Annotated in this window: 17 protein-coding genes and 2 pseudogenes; 14 read left to right on the top strand and 5 right to left on the bottom strand. The window is 38.8% G+C overall.

Going from position 1 to position 16,714, the window contains the following annotated elements; all coding sequences use genetic code 11:
- Positions 1–234: 234 nt before the first annotated feature.
- Both AC3ZVC_RS14945 and AC3ZVC_RS14950 read right to left on the bottom strand, forming a co-directional pair.
- On the bottom strand, positions 235–453 hold the full coding sequence (locus AC3ZVC_RS14945) for a hypothetical protein (RefSeq protein ID WP_490064017.1): 219 nt from the start codon (positions 451–453) through the stop codon (positions 235–237).
- Positions 454–842: 389 nt separating this feature from the next.
- Positions 843–1,019, bottom strand: a complete 177-nt coding sequence (locus AC3ZVC_RS14950; RefSeq protein WP_490064018.1) for an aspartyl-phosphate phosphatase Spo0E family protein — start codon at positions 1,017–1,019, stop codon at positions 843–845.
- A gap of 361 nt (positions 1,020–1,380) precedes the next feature.
- Between AC3ZVC_RS14950 and AC3ZVC_RS14955 the strand changes: the two genes are divergently transcribed.
- The 5 genes from AC3ZVC_RS14955 to AC3ZVC_RS14975 all read left to right on the top strand — a co-directional run bounded on the left by AC3ZVC_RS14955 (position 1,381) and on the right by AC3ZVC_RS14975 (position 6,870).
- A complete protein-coding gene (locus tag AC3ZVC_RS14955; protein ID WP_490064019.1) occupies positions 1,381–2,907 on the top strand; it encodes a spore germination protein in 1,527 nt (508 codons plus the stop codon).
- A 20-nt stretch (positions 2,908–2,927) separates the two neighbouring features.
- A complete protein-coding gene (locus tag AC3ZVC_RS14960; protein WP_490064020.1) occupies positions 2,928–4,031 on the top strand; it encodes a GerAB/ArcD/ProY family transporter in 1,104 nt (367 codons plus the stop codon).
- Positions 4,018–5,100 (top strand): Ger(x)C family spore germination protein, encoded by a 1,083-nt coding sequence (locus tag AC3ZVC_RS14965; protein ID WP_490064021.1) that lies wholly within the window; start codon positions 4,018–4,020, stop codon positions 5,098–5,100. Before AC3ZVC_RS14960 ends, AC3ZVC_RS14965 begins: the two co-directional genes overlap by 14 nt.
- Positions 5,101–5,435: 335 nt before the next feature.
- A complete protein-coding gene (gene trpB / locus AC3ZVC_RS14970; RefSeq protein ID WP_490064022.1) occupies positions 5,436–6,605 on the top strand; it encodes a tryptophan synthase subunit beta in 1,170 nt (389 codons plus the stop codon).
- Positions 6,606–6,738: 133 nt separating this feature from the next.
- A complete protein-coding gene (locus AC3ZVC_RS14975) occupies positions 6,739–6,870 on the top strand; it encodes a hypothetical protein (RefSeq protein WP_490064023.1) in 132 nt (43 codons plus the stop codon).
- Positions 6,871–6,931: 61 nt separating this feature from the next.
- On the opposite strand, the gene AC3ZVC_RS14980 is transcribed toward AC3ZVC_RS14975, so the two are convergent.
- Complete coding sequence (locus AC3ZVC_RS14980; protein WP_490068936.1) at positions 6,932–7,579, bottom strand: 2OG-Fe(II) oxygenase; 648 nt, start codon at positions 7,577–7,579, stop codon at positions 6,932–6,934.
- A gap of 311 nt (positions 7,580–7,890) precedes the next feature.
- Between AC3ZVC_RS14980 and AC3ZVC_RS14985 the strand changes: the two genes are divergently transcribed.
- From AC3ZVC_RS14985 to AC3ZVC_RS15000, 4 genes are all read left to right on the top strand, one after another.
- A complete protein-coding gene (locus AC3ZVC_RS14985; protein ID WP_490064024.1) occupies positions 7,891–8,511 on the top strand; it encodes a YitT family protein in 621 nt (206 codons plus the stop codon).
- A gap of 232 nt (positions 8,512–8,743) precedes the next feature.
- Entirely contained in the window at positions 8,744–9,058 is a 315-nt protein-coding gene (locus AC3ZVC_RS14990; protein ID WP_490064025.1) for a redoxin domain-containing protein, read from the top strand.
- Positions 9,059–9,443: 385 nt separating this feature from the next.
- Entirely contained in the window at positions 9,444–9,671 is a 228-nt protein-coding gene (locus AC3ZVC_RS14995; protein ID WP_490064026.1) for a hypothetical protein, read from the top strand.
- Positions 9,672–10,101: 430 nt separating this feature from the next.
- A complete protein-coding gene (locus AC3ZVC_RS15000) occupies positions 10,102–10,674 on the top strand; it encodes a hypothetical protein (RefSeq protein WP_490064027.1) in 573 nt (190 codons plus the stop codon).
- Between the two features lie 133 nt (positions 10,675–10,807).
- Here the strand turns inward: AC3ZVC_RS15000 and AC3ZVC_RS15005 are convergent.
- Positions 10,808–11,092, bottom strand: a pseudogene (locus tag AC3ZVC_RS15005) (EamA family transporter); the annotation flags it as partial.
- A gap of 129 nt (positions 11,093–11,221) precedes the next feature.
- Between AC3ZVC_RS15005 and AC3ZVC_RS15010 the strand changes: the two are divergent.
- The 5 genes and pseudogenes from AC3ZVC_RS15010 to AC3ZVC_RS15030 all read left to right on the top strand — a co-directional run bounded on the left by AC3ZVC_RS15010 (position 11,222) and on the right by AC3ZVC_RS15030 (position 15,497).
- Positions 11,222–11,791 carry a cysteine hydrolase family protein gene (locus AC3ZVC_RS15010; protein ID WP_490064028.1) on the top strand — a complete coding sequence of 190 codons (570 nt, stop codon included), beginning with the start codon at positions 11,222–11,224 and terminating at the stop codon, positions 11,789–11,791.
- A 278-nt stretch (positions 11,792–12,069) separates the two neighbouring features.
- A pseudogene (locus AC3ZVC_RS15015) lies at positions 12,070–12,888 on the top strand (manganese catalase).
- A gap of 134 nt (positions 12,889–13,022) precedes the next feature.
- Complete coding sequence (locus AC3ZVC_RS15020; RefSeq protein WP_490064029.1) at positions 13,023–13,718, top strand: YetF domain-containing protein; 696 nt, start codon at positions 13,023–13,025, stop codon at positions 13,716–13,718.
- 707 nt (positions 13,719–14,425) lie between these two features.
- Complete coding sequence (locus AC3ZVC_RS15025; RefSeq protein WP_490064030.1) at positions 14,426–15,184, top strand: TraR/DksA C4-type zinc finger protein; 759 nt, start codon at positions 14,426–14,428, stop codon at positions 15,182–15,184.
- Between the two features lie 58 nt (positions 15,185–15,242).
- A complete protein-coding gene (locus AC3ZVC_RS15030; RefSeq protein ID WP_214722658.1) occupies positions 15,243–15,497 on the top strand; it encodes a sigma-G-dependent sporulation-specific acid-soluble spore protein CsgA in 255 nt (84 codons plus the stop codon).
- Positions 15,498–15,533: 36 nt separating this feature from the next.
- On the opposite strand, the gene AC3ZVC_RS15035 is transcribed toward AC3ZVC_RS15030, so the two are convergent.
- The gene (locus AC3ZVC_RS15035) at positions 15,534–16,283 is read right to left on the bottom strand and encodes a YqcI/YcgG family protein (protein WP_490064031.1); all 750 of its coding nucleotides are present in this window, start codon (positions 16,281–16,283) and stop codon (positions 15,534–15,536) included.
- Positions 16,284–16,714 lie beyond the last annotated feature (431 nt).

The following is a 16,714-nucleotide window of genomic DNA, read 5'->3' on the forward strand; positions in this document are numbered from 1 at the left end:
AATATAAAATTTAATTTCATTGAAAAATGTTGACAAACTAGCTTTTGTTGAATAAGACATTAAAAAGTAACGCTCAGAGTTTTTCACACTCTGAGCGTTTTTCTATGCTTATTATAATGTATGTTACCTTGCTAATTTGGTTGGTAAAACTAAGTTCTGCTTGTAATTTTGTACTTCAAACCCGAACCTGTTAAACTTTCCTCTAGGCGTTTTAATTTGATATTTTTGAAAATATTAAAAAGCTTTTTTAGTTTTCTTCATACGAACATTAAAAAGTTTAAAAATGACAAAGGCAGAAAGGGCAATTAACATAACCTCAATTCCCAAAGCCCAGCCATTTTCAAAGCTTCTTTCTATTAAAATTCCCACTGCTGAACCGACAGGAAATGAAATCACAGCCCCAATAACCGCACCAGCCAATAATCCAATATACATACCAAGTATTAAGCCCATTGTAATAGCTCCTTTCAAGTATGCGATCGCTATTTACAATTTTAGTATAATTGATTTTTCTATATTTGTGATGTTTTTCACAAATGAAACAAATTTTTGTCGCAAAAGGATTAGAAAATGTTCAATATTTGTCTATTGATTTTAGTAGCTCAGCATGGGCACTCATCGTTTAAATCATATGAATATAGTTCATCCTGTGGCAGTACTTGTATTTACGATAGAGACTAGGTTGGCAACAATTGCGGGACAGGGGGGTTCTTCTGCTTTATATGAAGAAACCGTATCAGAGTAATTTCTGCAAATCATTAAGATAAGACCTATCACTTGAAGAAAAATCTTAGAGGGAAAAAGTGCCGTCTGTGTGTTAACGCTTAAGTCCGGGTTAGGCACTAATGGGTAGTCTTTAGTTGAAACTTATTCAATAGTAAATCAAGCTCTTGGCTGCATCTGATTGTTTCTTTACTTAATAGTCCATTTGAATTTGCTGATCGAATCATTTCATATCTTTTTTTGACGATTAATAATGTAAGTATTTCCCTTTCCTCTTGTATCTTTTCCTGTAACATTGTTCACCCTTCTTTAGCGCTTTTCTTTAATAAATTAAACACAAACACTATTATGCATATTTTTTAACACAAAAGAAACCGATTCGACAAAACAAGCTAAAAAAAGTCTTTTTTTATATAATTGCCTGATGTTTCGACAGAACATTACAGATATCTATGTCTATATAAGAGGTTTTGTGTTTAAAAGATCCTATGAAAAATCATCTGACAAAAGGTTGGTATCGTCATAAAGGCACTTTCCTTTCCTTTTTTACGGATGATACCAGCACATGATAAAAACAAGAATACCATTTCCCCATCTTGGCAAGGATGGTAAGAAGTAAACATTTCATAATTTCTAATTTTAGATGGGGATTGCTAAATGAAAAAATGGAGAAACAGAAGAAGCCTATTTAAGGAAAAAGAAGGAGTAATCAATTCCCAAAAAAATACAAAGAATGATGATTCTCTAGGGGAATTGCTGCAGCAATTAACATTATCCAATGACTTCACTCAATTTACCTATCACGTGAACGAGACTTCGCTATGTTTAGGGTACTACACGTCTTTAATTGATACGGAAATTTTGCATCGGGATGTATTGCCTTATTTAAAAAAGTGGGAGTCATTTGCTTCTTTGTCTTCTGTGCTTCCAATTGAAGAAGTGATTCTTACTGCCGATCCAGCAAGAATTCAGGACAACCTTTTAAAAGGATTTATATTTATTTTTGATATAAATAACTTAAAGCAAGTTTGTTTAGTAAAAGCTGGTGTGGAAAGGACACGTCAAGTTTCCCTTCCTGAAGTTGAGTTCAGTGTTGTTGGACCTAAAGAGTCCTTTGTGGAAGCAATTGATACAAATATTAACCTGGTTCGAAAGAGATTGCCGATGGCAGAGTTTACTGTAAAAGAATTGATCATTGGCAAGTTATCTAAGACAAGGGTTTCGGTCCTTTATATTGATGGGATCGCCAATAAAGAAAATGTCAATACTGTCATTCAACGGCTATCAGATTTGGATATTGATCAAATCATGGATAGTTCATATATTACGCAATTAATTCAGGACAATCAGAATTCTCCTTTTCCGCAGCTGATTGATACAGAGAGACCTGATCGTATTGCATCAGTGCTTGGAGAAGGGAAAGTTGCTATTTTAGTTGATGGCGCCCCTCACGGATTAATAGGGCCAACGACCATTTTTGAGTTTTTTTATGCCTTTGAGGATTACTATTTGAATTGGGCTGTGGCTTCCTTTTTTCGTCTGGTCCGTTTTTTTGCTGTAATATTTTCCATCTTGGTTACTCCTATATATGTGGCCGTCCTAACATATCATTACGAATTAATTCCAAAGGACTTAGTTAGTACGCTTGTTACTTCAAGAAGTGCAATCCCATTACCGCCAATTTTGGAGGCCATTATTCTAGAACTGGCCATTGAATTATTACGAGAAGCAGGGGCCAGGCTGCCAACAAAGGTTGGCCAGACAATCGGTATCGTGGGCGGTATTGTTATTGGAACAGCGTCAGTTGAAGCAGGATTAACAAGTAATGTTTTATTAATTATCGTTGCTTTAGCGGCGTTGGCATCTTTTACAACCCCTGTCTATCAAATGGGTAATACGATTCGGTTAATCCGCTTTCCTTTTTTGCTGATGGCGCATTATCTTGGCCTAATAGGGGTAGCAGTAAGTTTTTGTTTCTTGCTGATCCATTTATTAAGGCTGTCTTCTTTAGGCAGACCTTTTCTTGAGCCCTTTTATCCTCCGAGAATCCAGGATCTAAAGGATTCTCTTATTCGATTACCTTTTTCTATGCAATCAAAGCGGCCAATTCAGGAACAGACGGAAGATACACTGCGTTTCAATCCCAAAAAGGCTAAAGAGAAACACGATATCAAAAGGAATTAAGAAAGGAAGCGGGGTTCAAATTGGAAGAGAAAGAATTTCAAATATCACCTTTTCTTGTTTTCTTTTTAATCCATTCTGTCCAAGTAGGAGTGGGCGTGTTTGGATTCCAGCGTACGATCATGAAGTCTGCGGGAAATGATGCTTGGATAGCGGTAATTGGAGCAGGAATCTCGGTAAGTATGATTATCTGGGTAATGTACCTGCTTCTAAATAAGCATCAAAAAGATCTCATTCAAATACATAGGGATTTGTTTGGAAAATGGATTGGAGGGCTCTTAAGTCTTACTTGGATCATATATTGGCTGATGATTGGGATTATCGTACTTCGAAGTTACATTGAAATTGTACAGGTGTGGCTATTCCCGATGATTAATATTATTATGTTTAGCATCATCTTACTCATTCTCGTCTATTATTGTGTAACAGGGGGATTCCGCATTGTTACTGGAATTAGTTTCCTGGGAGTCCTTATTCCTTTTTATATATTTTTTACCTTTTTATATCCCATTGAATATACTCACTTTCGAAACTTACTCCCGATATGGAACCATTCCATTAAAGAAATGACCATTTCTACGAAAGACATGATGCTGAGCTATTTGGGATTCTCTACCTTGCTGATTTATTATCCTTATATAAAACATCCTAAAAAATCACAAAAGTGGGCTCACCTTGGGAATCTTCTGACAGGTGTAATCTATTTATTTATTCTTATCATTTCAATCGGTTTCTTTAGCGAGAATCAAATAAGCAGACACACTTGGGCTACATTATCTCTGTGGAAAATTGTCGAACTCCCATTTGTCGAAAGGTTTGAATATATAGGAATAACATCCTGGGTTTTAATTATCCTTCCTAATATTTGTTTATCAGTATGGGCTTCTACTAAAGGTGTACAAACAATCTTTAATATTAAACCTCAAAAAGTAGTGGTGGTCAGTGTTATTATTTTGCTCATTGTACTTGGTTCAACGGTAGTGATTGAAGGAAGAGAAAATATCGAGAAGTTAAATAAATATATGTCTTTATTAGGCTTATGGTTAGTCTTTGTGTATATCCCAATACTAACTCTTTTGTCTTTCCTTTTATCAAAGATAAGGAGGAGAAACATTGAGAAAGCTTAACAGGGTGATACAAATTATTCTGCTGCTGCTAGTTCTGACAGGATGTATGAATATCGATCAGCAAATTTTGGATGATGTTCAATTAATAACAGGGGCTGCCTATGAGTATGTAGATGACGATATAATAGAGTTAACAACAGTCTTTCCCAATTATCAGCCTGATGGGTCTGTTAAAAATGAAACATTAACGACTACTGCTATTCTTAATAAAGAAAATCGTGATAAGCAAAGTTTACAATCAGAAAAACCAATGGTCAGCGGGAAATTAGAAGTAGCCTTATATGAAAGGAAAACTGCAGAAATAGGAATATTAGAGCTATTGGATACCTTATCAAGGGATCCTTCGATTGGTGCGAATGTTTACCTAGCTATCTTAGATGGAAACCCAAAAGAAGTGTTAAGTAAACAGTATGGAAATATAGATAATGGTATCTTTTTATCAAATTTAATTGAACAAAATGTCGAATCAAGGTTGATTCATAAAACGAACCTGCATATATTTAAGTATAAATTATATACTGAAGGGATTGACCCTATGCTTCCCATTATTGAACAAAAAGAAGGGAAGCTTAACATTGGTGCAATCGGATTGTTGAAAGATGACAAATTGGTCGAACAAATCGATCAGGAAAATTTCTTTTTTCTAACACTCCTATTAGACCATAAAGGTCAGAAGGATACATACGCCTTTAAAACGGAAGAAGAAAGAAAAGCTTCTTTTGTAAATATAAAGTCTGTCAGGAAATACGAAATACCTGAACCGATGACAAATTCTGAGATAAAAATAAACATCAATCTAAAGGCAATTCTTCGGGAATACAACGATGGAACTTTAAATAAACAAAAAATCAAAAAGTTAGAGAATGAACTGAAAGAGGAGATTGAAAAAAAATCAGAAGAAATGATCCAGCAATTTCAAGAAAAGGGAATTGATCCGCTTGGCATTGGGGAAGAAGTGCGCACCCGAACTCGTAAATGGGATCAGAAAAAATGGAAAAAATTATACCCGGACCTCAAAATAACCGTCCAGGCCAAAGTGAAAATAATGGAGTCAGGAGTAATCGAATAAAAGTTTTACATACAAATAGCTATAAATCCCTATACTTAATGATGTGTAAACAAATAACACAAAGTCTTTTTCCACCAGGGAAAAGGCTTTTTATTATTAGACTAATTCTTTTGTCATCCATTTTCATAATTATGGAAAACAATCATATCGGATGGTTATCCAAACGTATGTTAGTCTGGGTTGAAGGGGCCGTTCAATCGGGTATCAGGGTTGCGCATGAAGTAACGAATCTGCCAAGAACTTGTTTTGGATGGTAGATTTCCATATTAAATAATTGGAATATTTCAATAAAAATAGTATAATAGTTCGAAAGTTGAGAAGGAGATGAGCTGAGGATGACGAGAGTGAGCGAAGAAACAAAAGGTTATTTTGGCGAGTTTGGAGGAAGTTTTATCCCCGAAGCTTTGCAGGAGGTCATGGACCATCTGGAGGCGCAATTTTTAAAATATAAAGATGACCCAGAATTCAAAAAGGAATTCTCCTACTATTTGAAACAATATATTGGCCGTGAAAATCCGTTGACTTTTGCCGAGAATTTATCGAAGCAAATGGGAGGGGCAAAGATTTATTTAAAACGTGAGGATTTAAACCATACGGGTGCCCATAAGATCAATAATGCCATCGGCCAGATTCTGCTGGCGAAGCGGATGGGAGCGAAGCGGATTATTGCAGAAACAGGAGCGGGCCAGCATGGCGTTGCTACAGCTACAGCATGTGCCATGTTTGGAATGGAATGTATCATTTATATGGGGAAATTGGATACGGAACGCCAGGCTCTCAATGTATTTAGAATGGAATTGCTGGGTGCTAAAGTCATTCCAGTTGAAAAAGGGCAGGGCCGCTTGAAGGATGCTGTTGACGAAGCATTAGGAGACTTGGTCCAAAACTATAAAAATACTTTCTATTTATTGGGCTCTGCGGTCGGTCCGCATCCGTTCCCAACAATGGTGAAACACTTCCAGTCCGTAATAAGTGAAGAGTCAAAACGTCAAATTCTGGAGCAGGAAGGAAAACTGCCGGCCGCTGTCATAGCCTGCACAGGAGGCGGGAGCAATGCAATTGGTGCCTTTGCACACTATTTGGACGAAAAAGAAGTGCGCTTGATCGGTGTCGAGCCAAAAGAAGCGCCAACTCTATCTGAAGGTGTGCCGGCGGTTATCCATGGGTTCAAATGCTTAACACTGCTTGATGAAGAAGGGCAGCCAAAACCGACTTACTCGATCGCGGCAGGGCTTGATTACCCAGGAATCGGACCTGAGCACAGCCATCTAAAAGTAAGCGGCCGGGCAGAATATGTCACGGCAACAGGCCAGGAAGCGCTTGAAGCCTTTCAACTGTTATCAAAAACAGAAGGAATTATTCCGGCGCTTGAAAGCTCTCATGCAGTGGCCCATGCATTGAAATTGGCAAAAGAATTATCAAAAGATGATGCGATAATCGTCAATCTATCAGGACGCGGCGACAAGGATGTAGAACAAGTCTTTAAGATGCTGAACAAAGACTGATTTAAAGAGGGTGTCTGATATTCAGATATCCTCTTTTCAATCCTAGCATATTACGCTTCCAATATCTGTTACAAGACAAATGTAACCGCTTACATTATAATGGAGATAAGAGATAGGAAAGGGGATGCAAACAATGGAACTTTTATTGGAACAATGTGAGCATGATCAGACAGAAGAACCTTGTGAAGAGTGTGCCCCCAAAACAGAAGGGGAAGAGCATTTCGATACCTCTGATTATGACTATCATAAGAGATTGTGGTTTTAAAAAATATGTAAAAACACTTGGGTGCGTTCACTCAAGTGTTTTTTTGTGTTTCATATATATACTATATTCTTTTCCTTCTCATCCATTGTGTTGCAGCCCATTTATCTCCTATGACAACGGGTGCTCCACCGTGTAAAGTTAAGTCGTTTAAAGTCTGGTCAGTATAGAAATATTCAAAGTAAACTGCCATACCCTTTTGCGGAGAGACGGAAAAATTAAGCTTAGGAAAATACGTTTCCCCGCCTTGCTCAACATCATTTAAGTACATGACAAGTGTGCTAATTCTTGGATTGCTTGCTGCTTTGCTCGTTGATGAAAAGAAATCAAAGTGAGCTTTATACTCTTGACCTATTTTATAGTTTAGAATTTGGAGGCCCTCACCATGTTCAATAGGTATGTTCATGATGTGCGAAATTCTTTTTTCAATTCTGGCAACAATGTCGTTTTCACCTTCATGGAAAAAGGTACTGCTGCTTGTTCTTAGGTCATCTATTTCACGTACATTTCCTATTTTCGAACGCTGCATCCGGTCCATTGATAACCGAATCAGCTCGTCACATTCTTCATCGCTTAAAACATTTCCTAATATCAAGACCAGTGGTTCTTCTAATCTGGCAATTATGTTAATGTCCCGATCTTCTGTAATGATTTTATTCCCAACATGATGGAAAATAGTAGGTTCTTTTGTCGTTATTTCTTTAACATCCATTGTCAAGTTCATCGACCTCTTATATTTAATTTTCTGAAAATTTAAGATATTCAGCAGCTGGAAGTGGTAATTTATTAGGTGAGCTTCGTTTCCTCCTGTATGTCAAAATGGATGTCTATGTTAGATTCCTCTAACTGAATTTATTTTACACTGTGGGTTATTGTTTTTCTATCTTTTTATTTTTATAAAATAGATTTTTTTTATTCTCATAGATTCCCTTGGAGGCTTGCAGAAAACGCTGGACATTTTATGATTTTCTCAGAATATACTTCAATACATAAGAGGCATGTCTAAACATAAGGAGATGTCATGTGTATAGAAGAAGGGCAAATTACTATGTGAAACAAAGTTATATTCGGAAGGCTTCATTTTTAAAAAATGGTTTTTTTATATTTTGCGGAGCCAATCTCGTAGCTGTCTCATTGCAATTGTTCCTGGTGAAAAATTATGTTATAGATGGCGGCATTGTTGGCTTAAGCATAATGCTTTCTCATTTTGTTCATATGGATGTTGGCGCCCTGCTGTTATTATTAAATCTGCCGTTTTTAATAGTAGGATACTTCTGCTTTGGCCCGAGGTTCCTGATATTAAGTCTGTATGCCAGTTCCATTTTGGCAGGAGGCACTTACATATTGGCACCATTCGAAGAGTTGACAAATAACCCCATTCTGGTCATCCTCCTTGGAGGACTTATCTTAGGAATGGGGGTCGGCCTGATTATACGGTTTGGCGCATGTTTAGACGGAACGGAGGTTTTGGCGATATTATTTAGTGAAAGATCTCCTTTAACAATTGGACAATGTATTCTGCTGTTTAATTTTATTATTTTTACAAGCGCCATTTTCCTATTTGGGGTTCGGGAAGCTGCCTATTCATTGGCAACGTTTTTTGTCGCGTATAAAACGATTGATACGATCATTATGAAGGAGTAGGAAGGACTTTGATTTCTGAGGTGAAACCCGACCGTTAAGTGTGCTAATTTTGACTGCTAAATGATAAAATAAAGGAAATCAATGGGGAAGGAGAGATTTTATGAAGCCTAGTTTTACATTGCCAGCTACAGGAAAGCGAACGATTAGCTTGTCAGATTTTCACGGCAGGAAAAATGTATGTTTAATTTTTATTCCAAATGTGTTTGGGATGAACTGACATAATCAAGTACAGATGATTCAAACTCGTGTTGGCGAGTATGATCGTCTCAATACCCAAGTGTTGGGTATCTCATGTGATACAAATTCAACCCAGGAAGCCTATCAGCGAATTTTTAATGCGCTTGATTTTCCGCTATTATCTGATTTCTACCCGCATGGTGAAGTAACGTCATCGTTTGGCCTATTAATGGAGGATGGCCGCCCCAGCCGTGCCGCGGTGATTATCGATCAAGAGGGGAATCTGGCGGAAACCGTCACTTATCCGCTCAGCGAGCTGCCCAATCATGATGATATATTGGAACGAATTAAGAAAAAGCTGATTCAATAAGGGCTAATGATGTTAATAAGTTAATGACGAAACACAAAATGAATAAACAAACCCATTCGGTTAACTCTATAAAAAACGCTGTTTTCGCAAAGTTTGTTGCTTTCGAACCGATTTTAATCACTGAGTTGATTGGAGCGGAAGGCGCGAGATCCTCGAAAATGCTATCGCATTTTCTTCGTGCGGTGTCCATTCGAGGAACTTATTCAATGTCCTACGGGAGTAGCGTTCCAAGGGAGACCCCGCAGACGCAGAGCGTCGAGGAGGCTCCCGGTAGCCCCGTGGAAAGCGAGTGCCTGCAGCGGAAATCAACGGGCAGAGTTCTTAAGCAAACACACCAATCTATTCGGAAAACAGCCATAAAAAAAGATACTAAAGGAGATTAACCATGGAGCCGTATGAAATAACCAACATGATTATTGATGACGAGTTTGATGGCGAAGAGTATGTGACTGCTGAATTTAGCCATGAAAAGAACGATTATAGCATTACATTTAAAAAAGCAGATCTGGAAATAATCAATGCCTGGATATTTGAGAATGGAACGTCTCTTCCGGCAAATTTGCCGAAGCCGCTTATCGAATCTATAAGAGGAGCGGTAAAAAAGGAAATTTAGCCAGTCAGGGAGTACCATTTGGTGTGATTTTCGATCAACAAGTGAAAAATACATATTAAATACCTATAGCGGTAAAAGAGGTTGTTCCTTAATAACCTTTTTTATCGCTTTTTTAATTTTCCAATTGAAATGAAAGGGCAGGCCACTCTGCTTGGAAGTTCTGTTTTATGCATATTTTATTTCGTTTATCCAAAAATAATACTTGTAATACAATTGTTCTAGCTAGAGCAGGTTAAGGTAATGGTGGAAGTGAGCCAGCGTGCTGGCATATCTCAACGGTTACCCGTTTAATTAAGCCCATGCAGGAAAAAGGCTTTATCCATTTAAGGACTAATAAGATAAACCGAGATATCAACACCATTAACCATTTTTAAAAGCTGCCATTATCCTTGGAGAATATTATTGGATGAACATTTTAGGAGGTAATTGGATGAGTTACAGAGAGTACTGGGACGAGATTTTCAAACAGAATAATGATATGAATTCATTAGTCACTTCCTACTGGCATGATTATTCAAACATGGGAACCTGGCAGTTTTGGGTTGTGATTTCTCTACTGGTACTTCCGCTGGTTCTGCTTTATTTTACAGTTGATCGCCGGCGTATTTTTGAATTATTCTTCTTTGGATATACTGTACATTTGCTTTGGGCATATACTGACCTTGCACTTCAGCGCTACAGTATTTTCGTCCACACGTACTTTTTATCACCAATCTTCCCAAATGCACTAAACATGACTGCTTCTGTCTTGCCGGTGGGTTATTTATTATTGTACCAATACTGTTTGAATCATAAGAAGAACTTCCTGGTGTACACGTTATTCTTAAGCGCTGTGTTTGCATTTGGCTTTGCGACCATAGAAGCATTTATCGGAATGGTTGAATTTAATAAAGGGATGAATCAATTATATTTGTTTCTTATTGACATAGTGATTACTTATATTGCTTATTTTTTTACCAAATTCGTTAAAAAAATGAGCAGTAAAGAGCAACTGAATTCATAAAAGCATCTCATTCATCTATTGAAGAGATGCTTTTGCTCATTTGGTATTCTTCGAAAGCTTCATTGGATTTTCCAGTTCATTATTTAATGGCATGTGTGTTAGCTGGAGTTTCCGTTCTCCTATGCTTTATGCTTTAAGCCCCTTTTTGCTGCAAAATAATTGCTTCCTTCTCTCTTTTGGTCATTGATAAGAATAGAACGCCTGCAATAATAAATAGCCCTCCGATTAATTGGTAAGCGCTAAATGTTTCCTTTAGCCAAATAAAAGAAATCACTGCTGCCACAAGAGGCTCAATACTGGATAATAGGCTGGTTTTAGTTGGTGATAGGTACTTCAGGCTGCCTATATACAGTAAAAACGATAAGGTGCTAACCAAAATAATGCCAATCAGCATCAAAAAAGTGTTTAGGCTCAGTGATCCTGCCAAAACAGAGGTCATTCTGATAAGTGAATAAATTGAAAAATAGGAAAAGAAGGTTGAACAGATTTTATAGGAGCCTTAGCGCTCAGGGTTACAAGGGTTAAATAATAGGAGAGAAGGGTTTTTATGAATCAGTTTTCCAGTCCGCCTGCTTTAATGGTTTTGGATATGCAAAAAGGATTTGGTGATCCCTATTGGGGCAAGCGGAATAATCCTTATGCAGAGAATAATGCGTTTCGTCTGTTAACCGAGTGGCGAAATCGAAACTGGCCCGTTGTCTATTCCAAGCACTTGTCTCTTGATCCGAAATCGCCGCTATATCATAAGAACGTCCAGGGGATAGAGTTTAAAGATCTTTTGCATCCCAAGCCAGGAGAGATGATTTTTACAAAAAATGTGAACAGTGCCTTCATCGGAACCGAACTGGAATCCTACTTGCGTCAGCAGCAAATTAAGTCTGTCGTCATCACCGGGCTGTCCACTCAACATTGTGTTTCAACAACGACCCGGATGAGCGGGAATCTGGGATTTGATACCTATTTGGTTTCGGATGCGATCGCTGCTTTTGAGATCACTGATCATATGGGGACGGTTCATCTCCCAGAGGTGATCCACGAGATTGAGGTTGCTGCACTGCATAAAGAGTTTGCAACGATTGTAACGACAGAAGGGATTGTAAATCAATTAAATATGTAGCAGGTTCACCTATATTTATTAACATGCAAGCATAATAGGTCATTCAAAAAGAGCGGATGACCCTTTGTTATCTGTCTTTATTAAATTTTTGACCTAACAGTAAGTTACAATAATTTCTCTATCCAAGAAAGTTTCGATAAATTCGCTGACTTTAAAGGATGGTTGTTACTAAAGCGAATTGATCACGATTGGTTTTTTATCAAAATTGGAAAGTGGAATAGTACAAATAGCGGAAAGAGACACTAACGATGTATTGCTAAAATACGGAGGTGTCTACCATGTTCTTTCATGTAAAAGAATTACAATATAGAGCAAAACCAAGCAAGCCTGATCCTGTTTATGCAAAAAAACTGCAGGAGGTATTAGGCGGGCAGTTTGGCGAGATATCTGTTATGATGCAGTATCTCTTTCAAGGATGGAACTGCCGGGGTGAACAAAAATACCGTGATATGCTTATGGACATTGGCACAGAAGAAATTGCCCATGTCGAAATGCTTGCAACTATGATAGCACAGCTTCTTGATAAAGCACCCGTTGAGGAGCAGGAGGAAGCTGCCAAGGATCCCGTTATTGCCAGTGTGATGGGCGGCATGAACCCTCAGCATGCCATCGTCAATGGGTTAGGAGCCAGTCCGAACGATGCGGTTGGTTTCCCTTGGACGGCTCGTTATATTATAGCAAGCGGAAATCTTCTGGCAGATTTCAGAGCCAACTTAAATGCAGAATCCCAGGGCCGCCTGCAGGTTGTCCGGTTATATGAAATGACCGATGATCCAGGCGTAAGGGATATGCTTTCCTTCCTGATTGCCCGTGATTCCTACCACCAAAACCAATGGGCAGCTGCAATCGCAGAGTTGGAGCAGAAGGAAGGCATAGTAGTACCAAGCACATTCAACCGCGAATACGAAAAATCTGACGTGGCCTATACCTTTATGAGCTGTTCAGAGGGAACAGAAAGTGAGTAAGGCCGCTGGGCATCAGGACCTTCCATGGATGGGTTAAGTCAGTTTAAATATGAAGCAAAACCTGTTGCTACAGGACAAGCACCTGAGTTGAATCCTGCCCCTGGATATATACATGGTACACCAAAAAGGTAAATAACTTTATTCCATAGTAAAAGCACATGGAATACGGATCAATAGGAACTTAAGCTCTAAGAAAGTAATCCCGTCCAATGGCCGGGATTACTTTCTTTATTATGGGAGAACTTAGAAAATAAGGAGTGAAGTCAATGACAGTAACTGAGGTAATTCTTCGTGTAACCATTTCATTTTTGGTTCTGTTTTTATTAGCAAGAATGATGGGGCGGAAAGAAATTAGCCAAATGACTTTTTTTAACTGGACATCCGCAATTGGGATAGGCTCGATCACCGCGAACCTTGCAGTGAATCAAAATCTTAGCATCAGAAATGGAGTCATTGCCTTAATGGTTTGGACACTTTTTACACTATTAATGGATATGGTTGATATTAAATCAAAACGGGGAAGGAAAGTTACAACGGGTGACCCTTTAATTGTGATCAGAAATGGACAAATTATGGAGGGTGCACTTAAAAAATCGCGTCTTGATATTGATGCACTTAAAGCTATGTTAAGACAGAAAAATGTATTCTCTCTTTTAGAGGTGGATTACGCTATTTTAGAAACCAATGGACAGTTGTCTGTCTTAATAAAGGAAAACAAACAGCCGGTTACCAAAAGTGATATGGGCCGCTTTCAGACAAGTCCAGCCACATTTCCTCTTGCAACAGAAGTAATATCCGATGGGAAAATAAACAAAGAAAACCTTTCTAAGCTAAAACTTGACCATAGCTGGCTTGATCAGGAGCTTAAAAAAGCAAATATCCAATCAGTTAGTGACGTGTTTTATGCAGAAGTGCAGCCAGATGGGAGCCTTTATTTTGATAAGCGAAATGATATTCATTAGATGCCGTTATCCCACTTGATAGGATTCGTCACTATAGGGAAAAGCGAAATCATAATGAAATTTGATTTCGCAAAAATCGTTGTGAATAACGACCAAATCTGGAGGGCAGCAGGGGATAACGTCGCTAATCTGGATGATTAACGACCAAAACTCCAGGCCAGCATGGAAAATCGTCGCTAATCGTTGTGGTTAACGACCAAATCTCGAGAGCAGCAGGGGATATCGTCGCTAATCGTTGTGATTAACGACCAAAACTCGAGGGCGGAAGGGGATATCGTCGTTAATCGTTGTGATTAAGGACCAAATCTTGAGGGCAGCAAGGGATTTCGTCGTTAATCGTTGTGATTAAGGACCGAATCTTGAGGGCAGCAGGGGATATCGTCGTTAATCGTGGTGATTAACGACCAAATCTGGAGGGTGGCAGGGGATATCGTCGCTAATCGTGGTGATTAACGACCGAATCTGCAGGGCAGCATGGGAAATCGTCGCTAATCAGCCTGAATAATTACTATTTCTCTAGGAATACAAATTTTTTTATCATCAAACAGCCTTTCTTCTATCCGATTTATAATGCTATATGCCTCCGTTACATATAATACATTTTCTTTAGTCCATAAAATGGTTTAACCGGTATAAAAACTTCCTCATTTCTTTCTTGAAATGCTAAATACTAAGTAAGAAAATGACACTTTAGAAGGAATGATACGATGCCGTTAAATCAAACGCAAGTTGCAGAATTCCAATCAGCTTTGACAAAGATGAAAGAGGATATAAATAAAAGACAGGGTGCTAATGATAATTTCGATCTAAAATCAGGTTTTTTTCATGAATCAATGGGAGAGTTATCAAGTTATGACAACCATCCAGGTGATGAGGGCACTGAATTATTTGAGCGCGAAAAGGACATTGCCTTGCATCAGCATCTGGATTACGAATTGGAAAAAATTGAAGCAGCACTTGCTTCTATCGAAAAAGGGACTTATGGTAAGTGCATTGCCTGCAATAAAGACATTCCCCTTGAGCGACTTCAAGCAGTTCCGGAAACTCTATATTGCAAGGAGCATTCTCCTGACCAGACTGTTTCGACGAACCGTCCGATTGAGGAAGGGGTATTGATGCCTCCGTTTGGCAAATTCGATATGGATGAGCAGGATGAAAATGTTGCTTATGATGCCGAAGACTCCTGGCAAGAAGTTGCCAAGTGGGGAACATCCGAAACGCCATCCGATTTAGCCGTTCCACCCGAGCATTATAATGACACTTACATTGAGTATGATGAAAATGTGGGTTATGTTGAGGATTATGAAAATTTCGTTGGCAATGATATGTATGGAAAGAATATTACGGTTTACCCGAATGACCAGCATGATAAATATGAAGAAAGCTTAGATGAAGAAGGAATTATGACATCCTTTGGTGACTTGCCGGCTTTTGAGCACGATGCCTATGTAGATGATGATAAATAAGCTTTCTTGAAAATCGCCAATATCAGCTGCTTTAGTAAACCCAAAGGAGAGGACTTAGATGGAACAATCCTTGAATTATTTGCGTGAGATTTTATCTGCCCATACCGAAAACGATGCTGTAGGCAGAAGGCTTTTTAAAAGGTTATCTACCCATGATTTTAAATCCGAACAGATTTTTGCCTGGCAGCTAACACAGGAAGAAAGCAATTACCTTAATAAAGTTCTGGAAGAAGCAATCGAGTATTCCAGACAGGAACAGGATGAAGAAAGAGCGCGCCAGCTGAATGAAGTGTATGAACAGTTGTTTATTTAAATAGCAGGAGAACAGAATTGGATTCTGTTCTCCTTTTTACATACTCTTTTTAGTCATTCCTAAAAACCTGTGAAAGGGACATTTGGATATAGTGGTCTCATCGTCCCGCAGAAAATATTGCTTCCATTCGAAGTTCTCTTCCGCTCCATAACTGTTTAAGTCTGGGTGTATTGGGCTGCTGTCATACTTCTCCAGCCTTTTTCGCACCCGGGATTTGATTTTGAGGGCCAGGGACTCTTTTTTCATAAATTCTTTTAGTACCCATCTTGGTGTAATGGCAAGCATCATGTAATCAAAGTGGCGGCTCTGCCTGTTAACGTGCGCTGGGGTGGCGCAATACATAAAATACGGCTCCCCATGAAAACAAAACTCCCAAATGGGATCATGCGGATCTTTCGGTATATTGTTCGGCCACTCAACTTCATCGATTTCACTTAAGCTGGCCAGCTGCTGCCAAAACAGCTGCTCGAATTCCTTTACTGTATAAGCACTTCTTATATCATCAGGCGTTTTGTAGAAGATGATTAGAGAGGTGTAGTTCCCGAATGTTCTTGAATGCCTGGTGTATTCCTTTAGCATTGCAGAAACCTGTTCAGTTGTAGCTTCTTCTCTGGGATCTTCTACAAAGCAATAACGAAGCTGGTTTTTGGATAAGCCAATGGTAGCAGGGATGCAGGGGAACGGCTTATCTATATCCGTCATCTTTTCTTGGAACTTCTCCAATGCGTTCTGTTCCCATTCTTTTAAAAGGTGCCGCTCGGAGGCATCATCTGTATATAAAAACATGAACATCATCACCTCCACTAACTCCTACAATATATTCATATTGGGATCAGGCGGGTGAGTGTCCATAGGGAAAATGGGCAGGACAGAAGGAGGTTTCCATTGATTTATCAAGCGACAGCAGAAATAAAGGTCTTTGTGAAACGCCATCAAGACGAATATTGAAACCTAAAAAGAAGAATAGTCGCCATGGAGCCTTCCATGAAGACAAAAAAGGAAAAATATTTAACAGAAAGGTCGCCATAGAGCTTCCATGAGGACTAAAACGGAAGAATAGCCAAGAGAAAGGTCGCCATGGAGCTTCCATGACGACGAAAACGGAAGAATGACCAAGAGAAAGGTCGCCATGGAGCTTTCATGACGACGAAAAAGGAAGAATAGCCAAGAGAAAGGTCGCCATAGAGTCTTCATGAAGACGAAAGTTGGTGGCCAGG

It is taken from the genome of Cytobacillus sp. C11.1, assembly GCF_058145115.1.

Coding starts and splice junctions, on each gene's coding strand:
- AC3ZVC_RS14945 (WP_490064017.1), bottom strand. CDS start 453: ATGGGCTTAATACTTGGTATGTATATTGGATTATTGGCTGGTGCGGTT.
- AC3ZVC_RS14950 (WP_490064018.1), bottom strand. CDS start 1,019: ATGTTACAGGAAAAGATACAAGAGGAAAGGGAAATACTTACATTATTA.
- AC3ZVC_RS14955 (WP_490064019.1), top strand. CDS start 1,381: ATGAAAAAATGGAGAAACAGAAGAAGCCTATTTAAGGAAAAAGAAGGA.
- trpB (WP_490064022.1), top strand. CDS start 5,436: ATGACGAGAGTGAGCGAAGAAACAAAAGGTTATTTTGGCGAGTTTGGA.
- AC3ZVC_RS14975 (WP_490064023.1), top strand. CDS start 6,739: ATGGAACTTTTATTGGAACAATGTGAGCATGATCAGACAGAAGAACCT.
- AC3ZVC_RS14980 (WP_490068936.1), bottom strand. CDS start 7,579: ATGGATGTTAAAGAAATAACGACAAAAGAACCTACTATTTTCCATCAT.
- AC3ZVC_RS14990 (WP_490064025.1), top strand. CDS start 8,744: ATGATTCAAACTCGTGTTGGCGAGTATGATCGTCTCAATACCCAAGTG.
- AC3ZVC_RS14995 (WP_490064026.1), top strand. CDS start 9,444: ATGGAGCCGTATGAAATAACCAACATGATTATTGATGACGAGTTTGAT.
- AC3ZVC_RS15000 (WP_490064027.1), top strand. CDS start 10,102: ATGAGTTACAGAGAGTACTGGGACGAGATTTTCAAACAGAATAATGAT.
- AC3ZVC_RS15010 (WP_490064028.1), top strand. CDS start 11,222: ATGAATCAGTTTTCCAGTCCGCCTGCTTTAATGGTTTTGGATATGCAA.
- AC3ZVC_RS15020 (WP_490064029.1), top strand. CDS start 13,023: ATGACAGTAACTGAGGTAATTCTTCGTGTAACCATTTCATTTTTGGTT.
- AC3ZVC_RS15025 (WP_490064030.1), top strand. CDS start 14,426: ATGCCGTTAAATCAAACGCAAGTTGCAGAATTCCAATCAGCTTTGACA.
- AC3ZVC_RS15030 (WP_214722658.1), top strand. CDS start 15,243: ATGGAACAATCCTTGAATTATTTGCGTGAGATTTTATCTGCCCATACC.
- AC3ZVC_RS15035 (WP_490064031.1), bottom strand. CDS start 16,283: ATGTTTTTATATACAGATGATGCCTCCGAGCGGCACCTTTTAAAAGAA.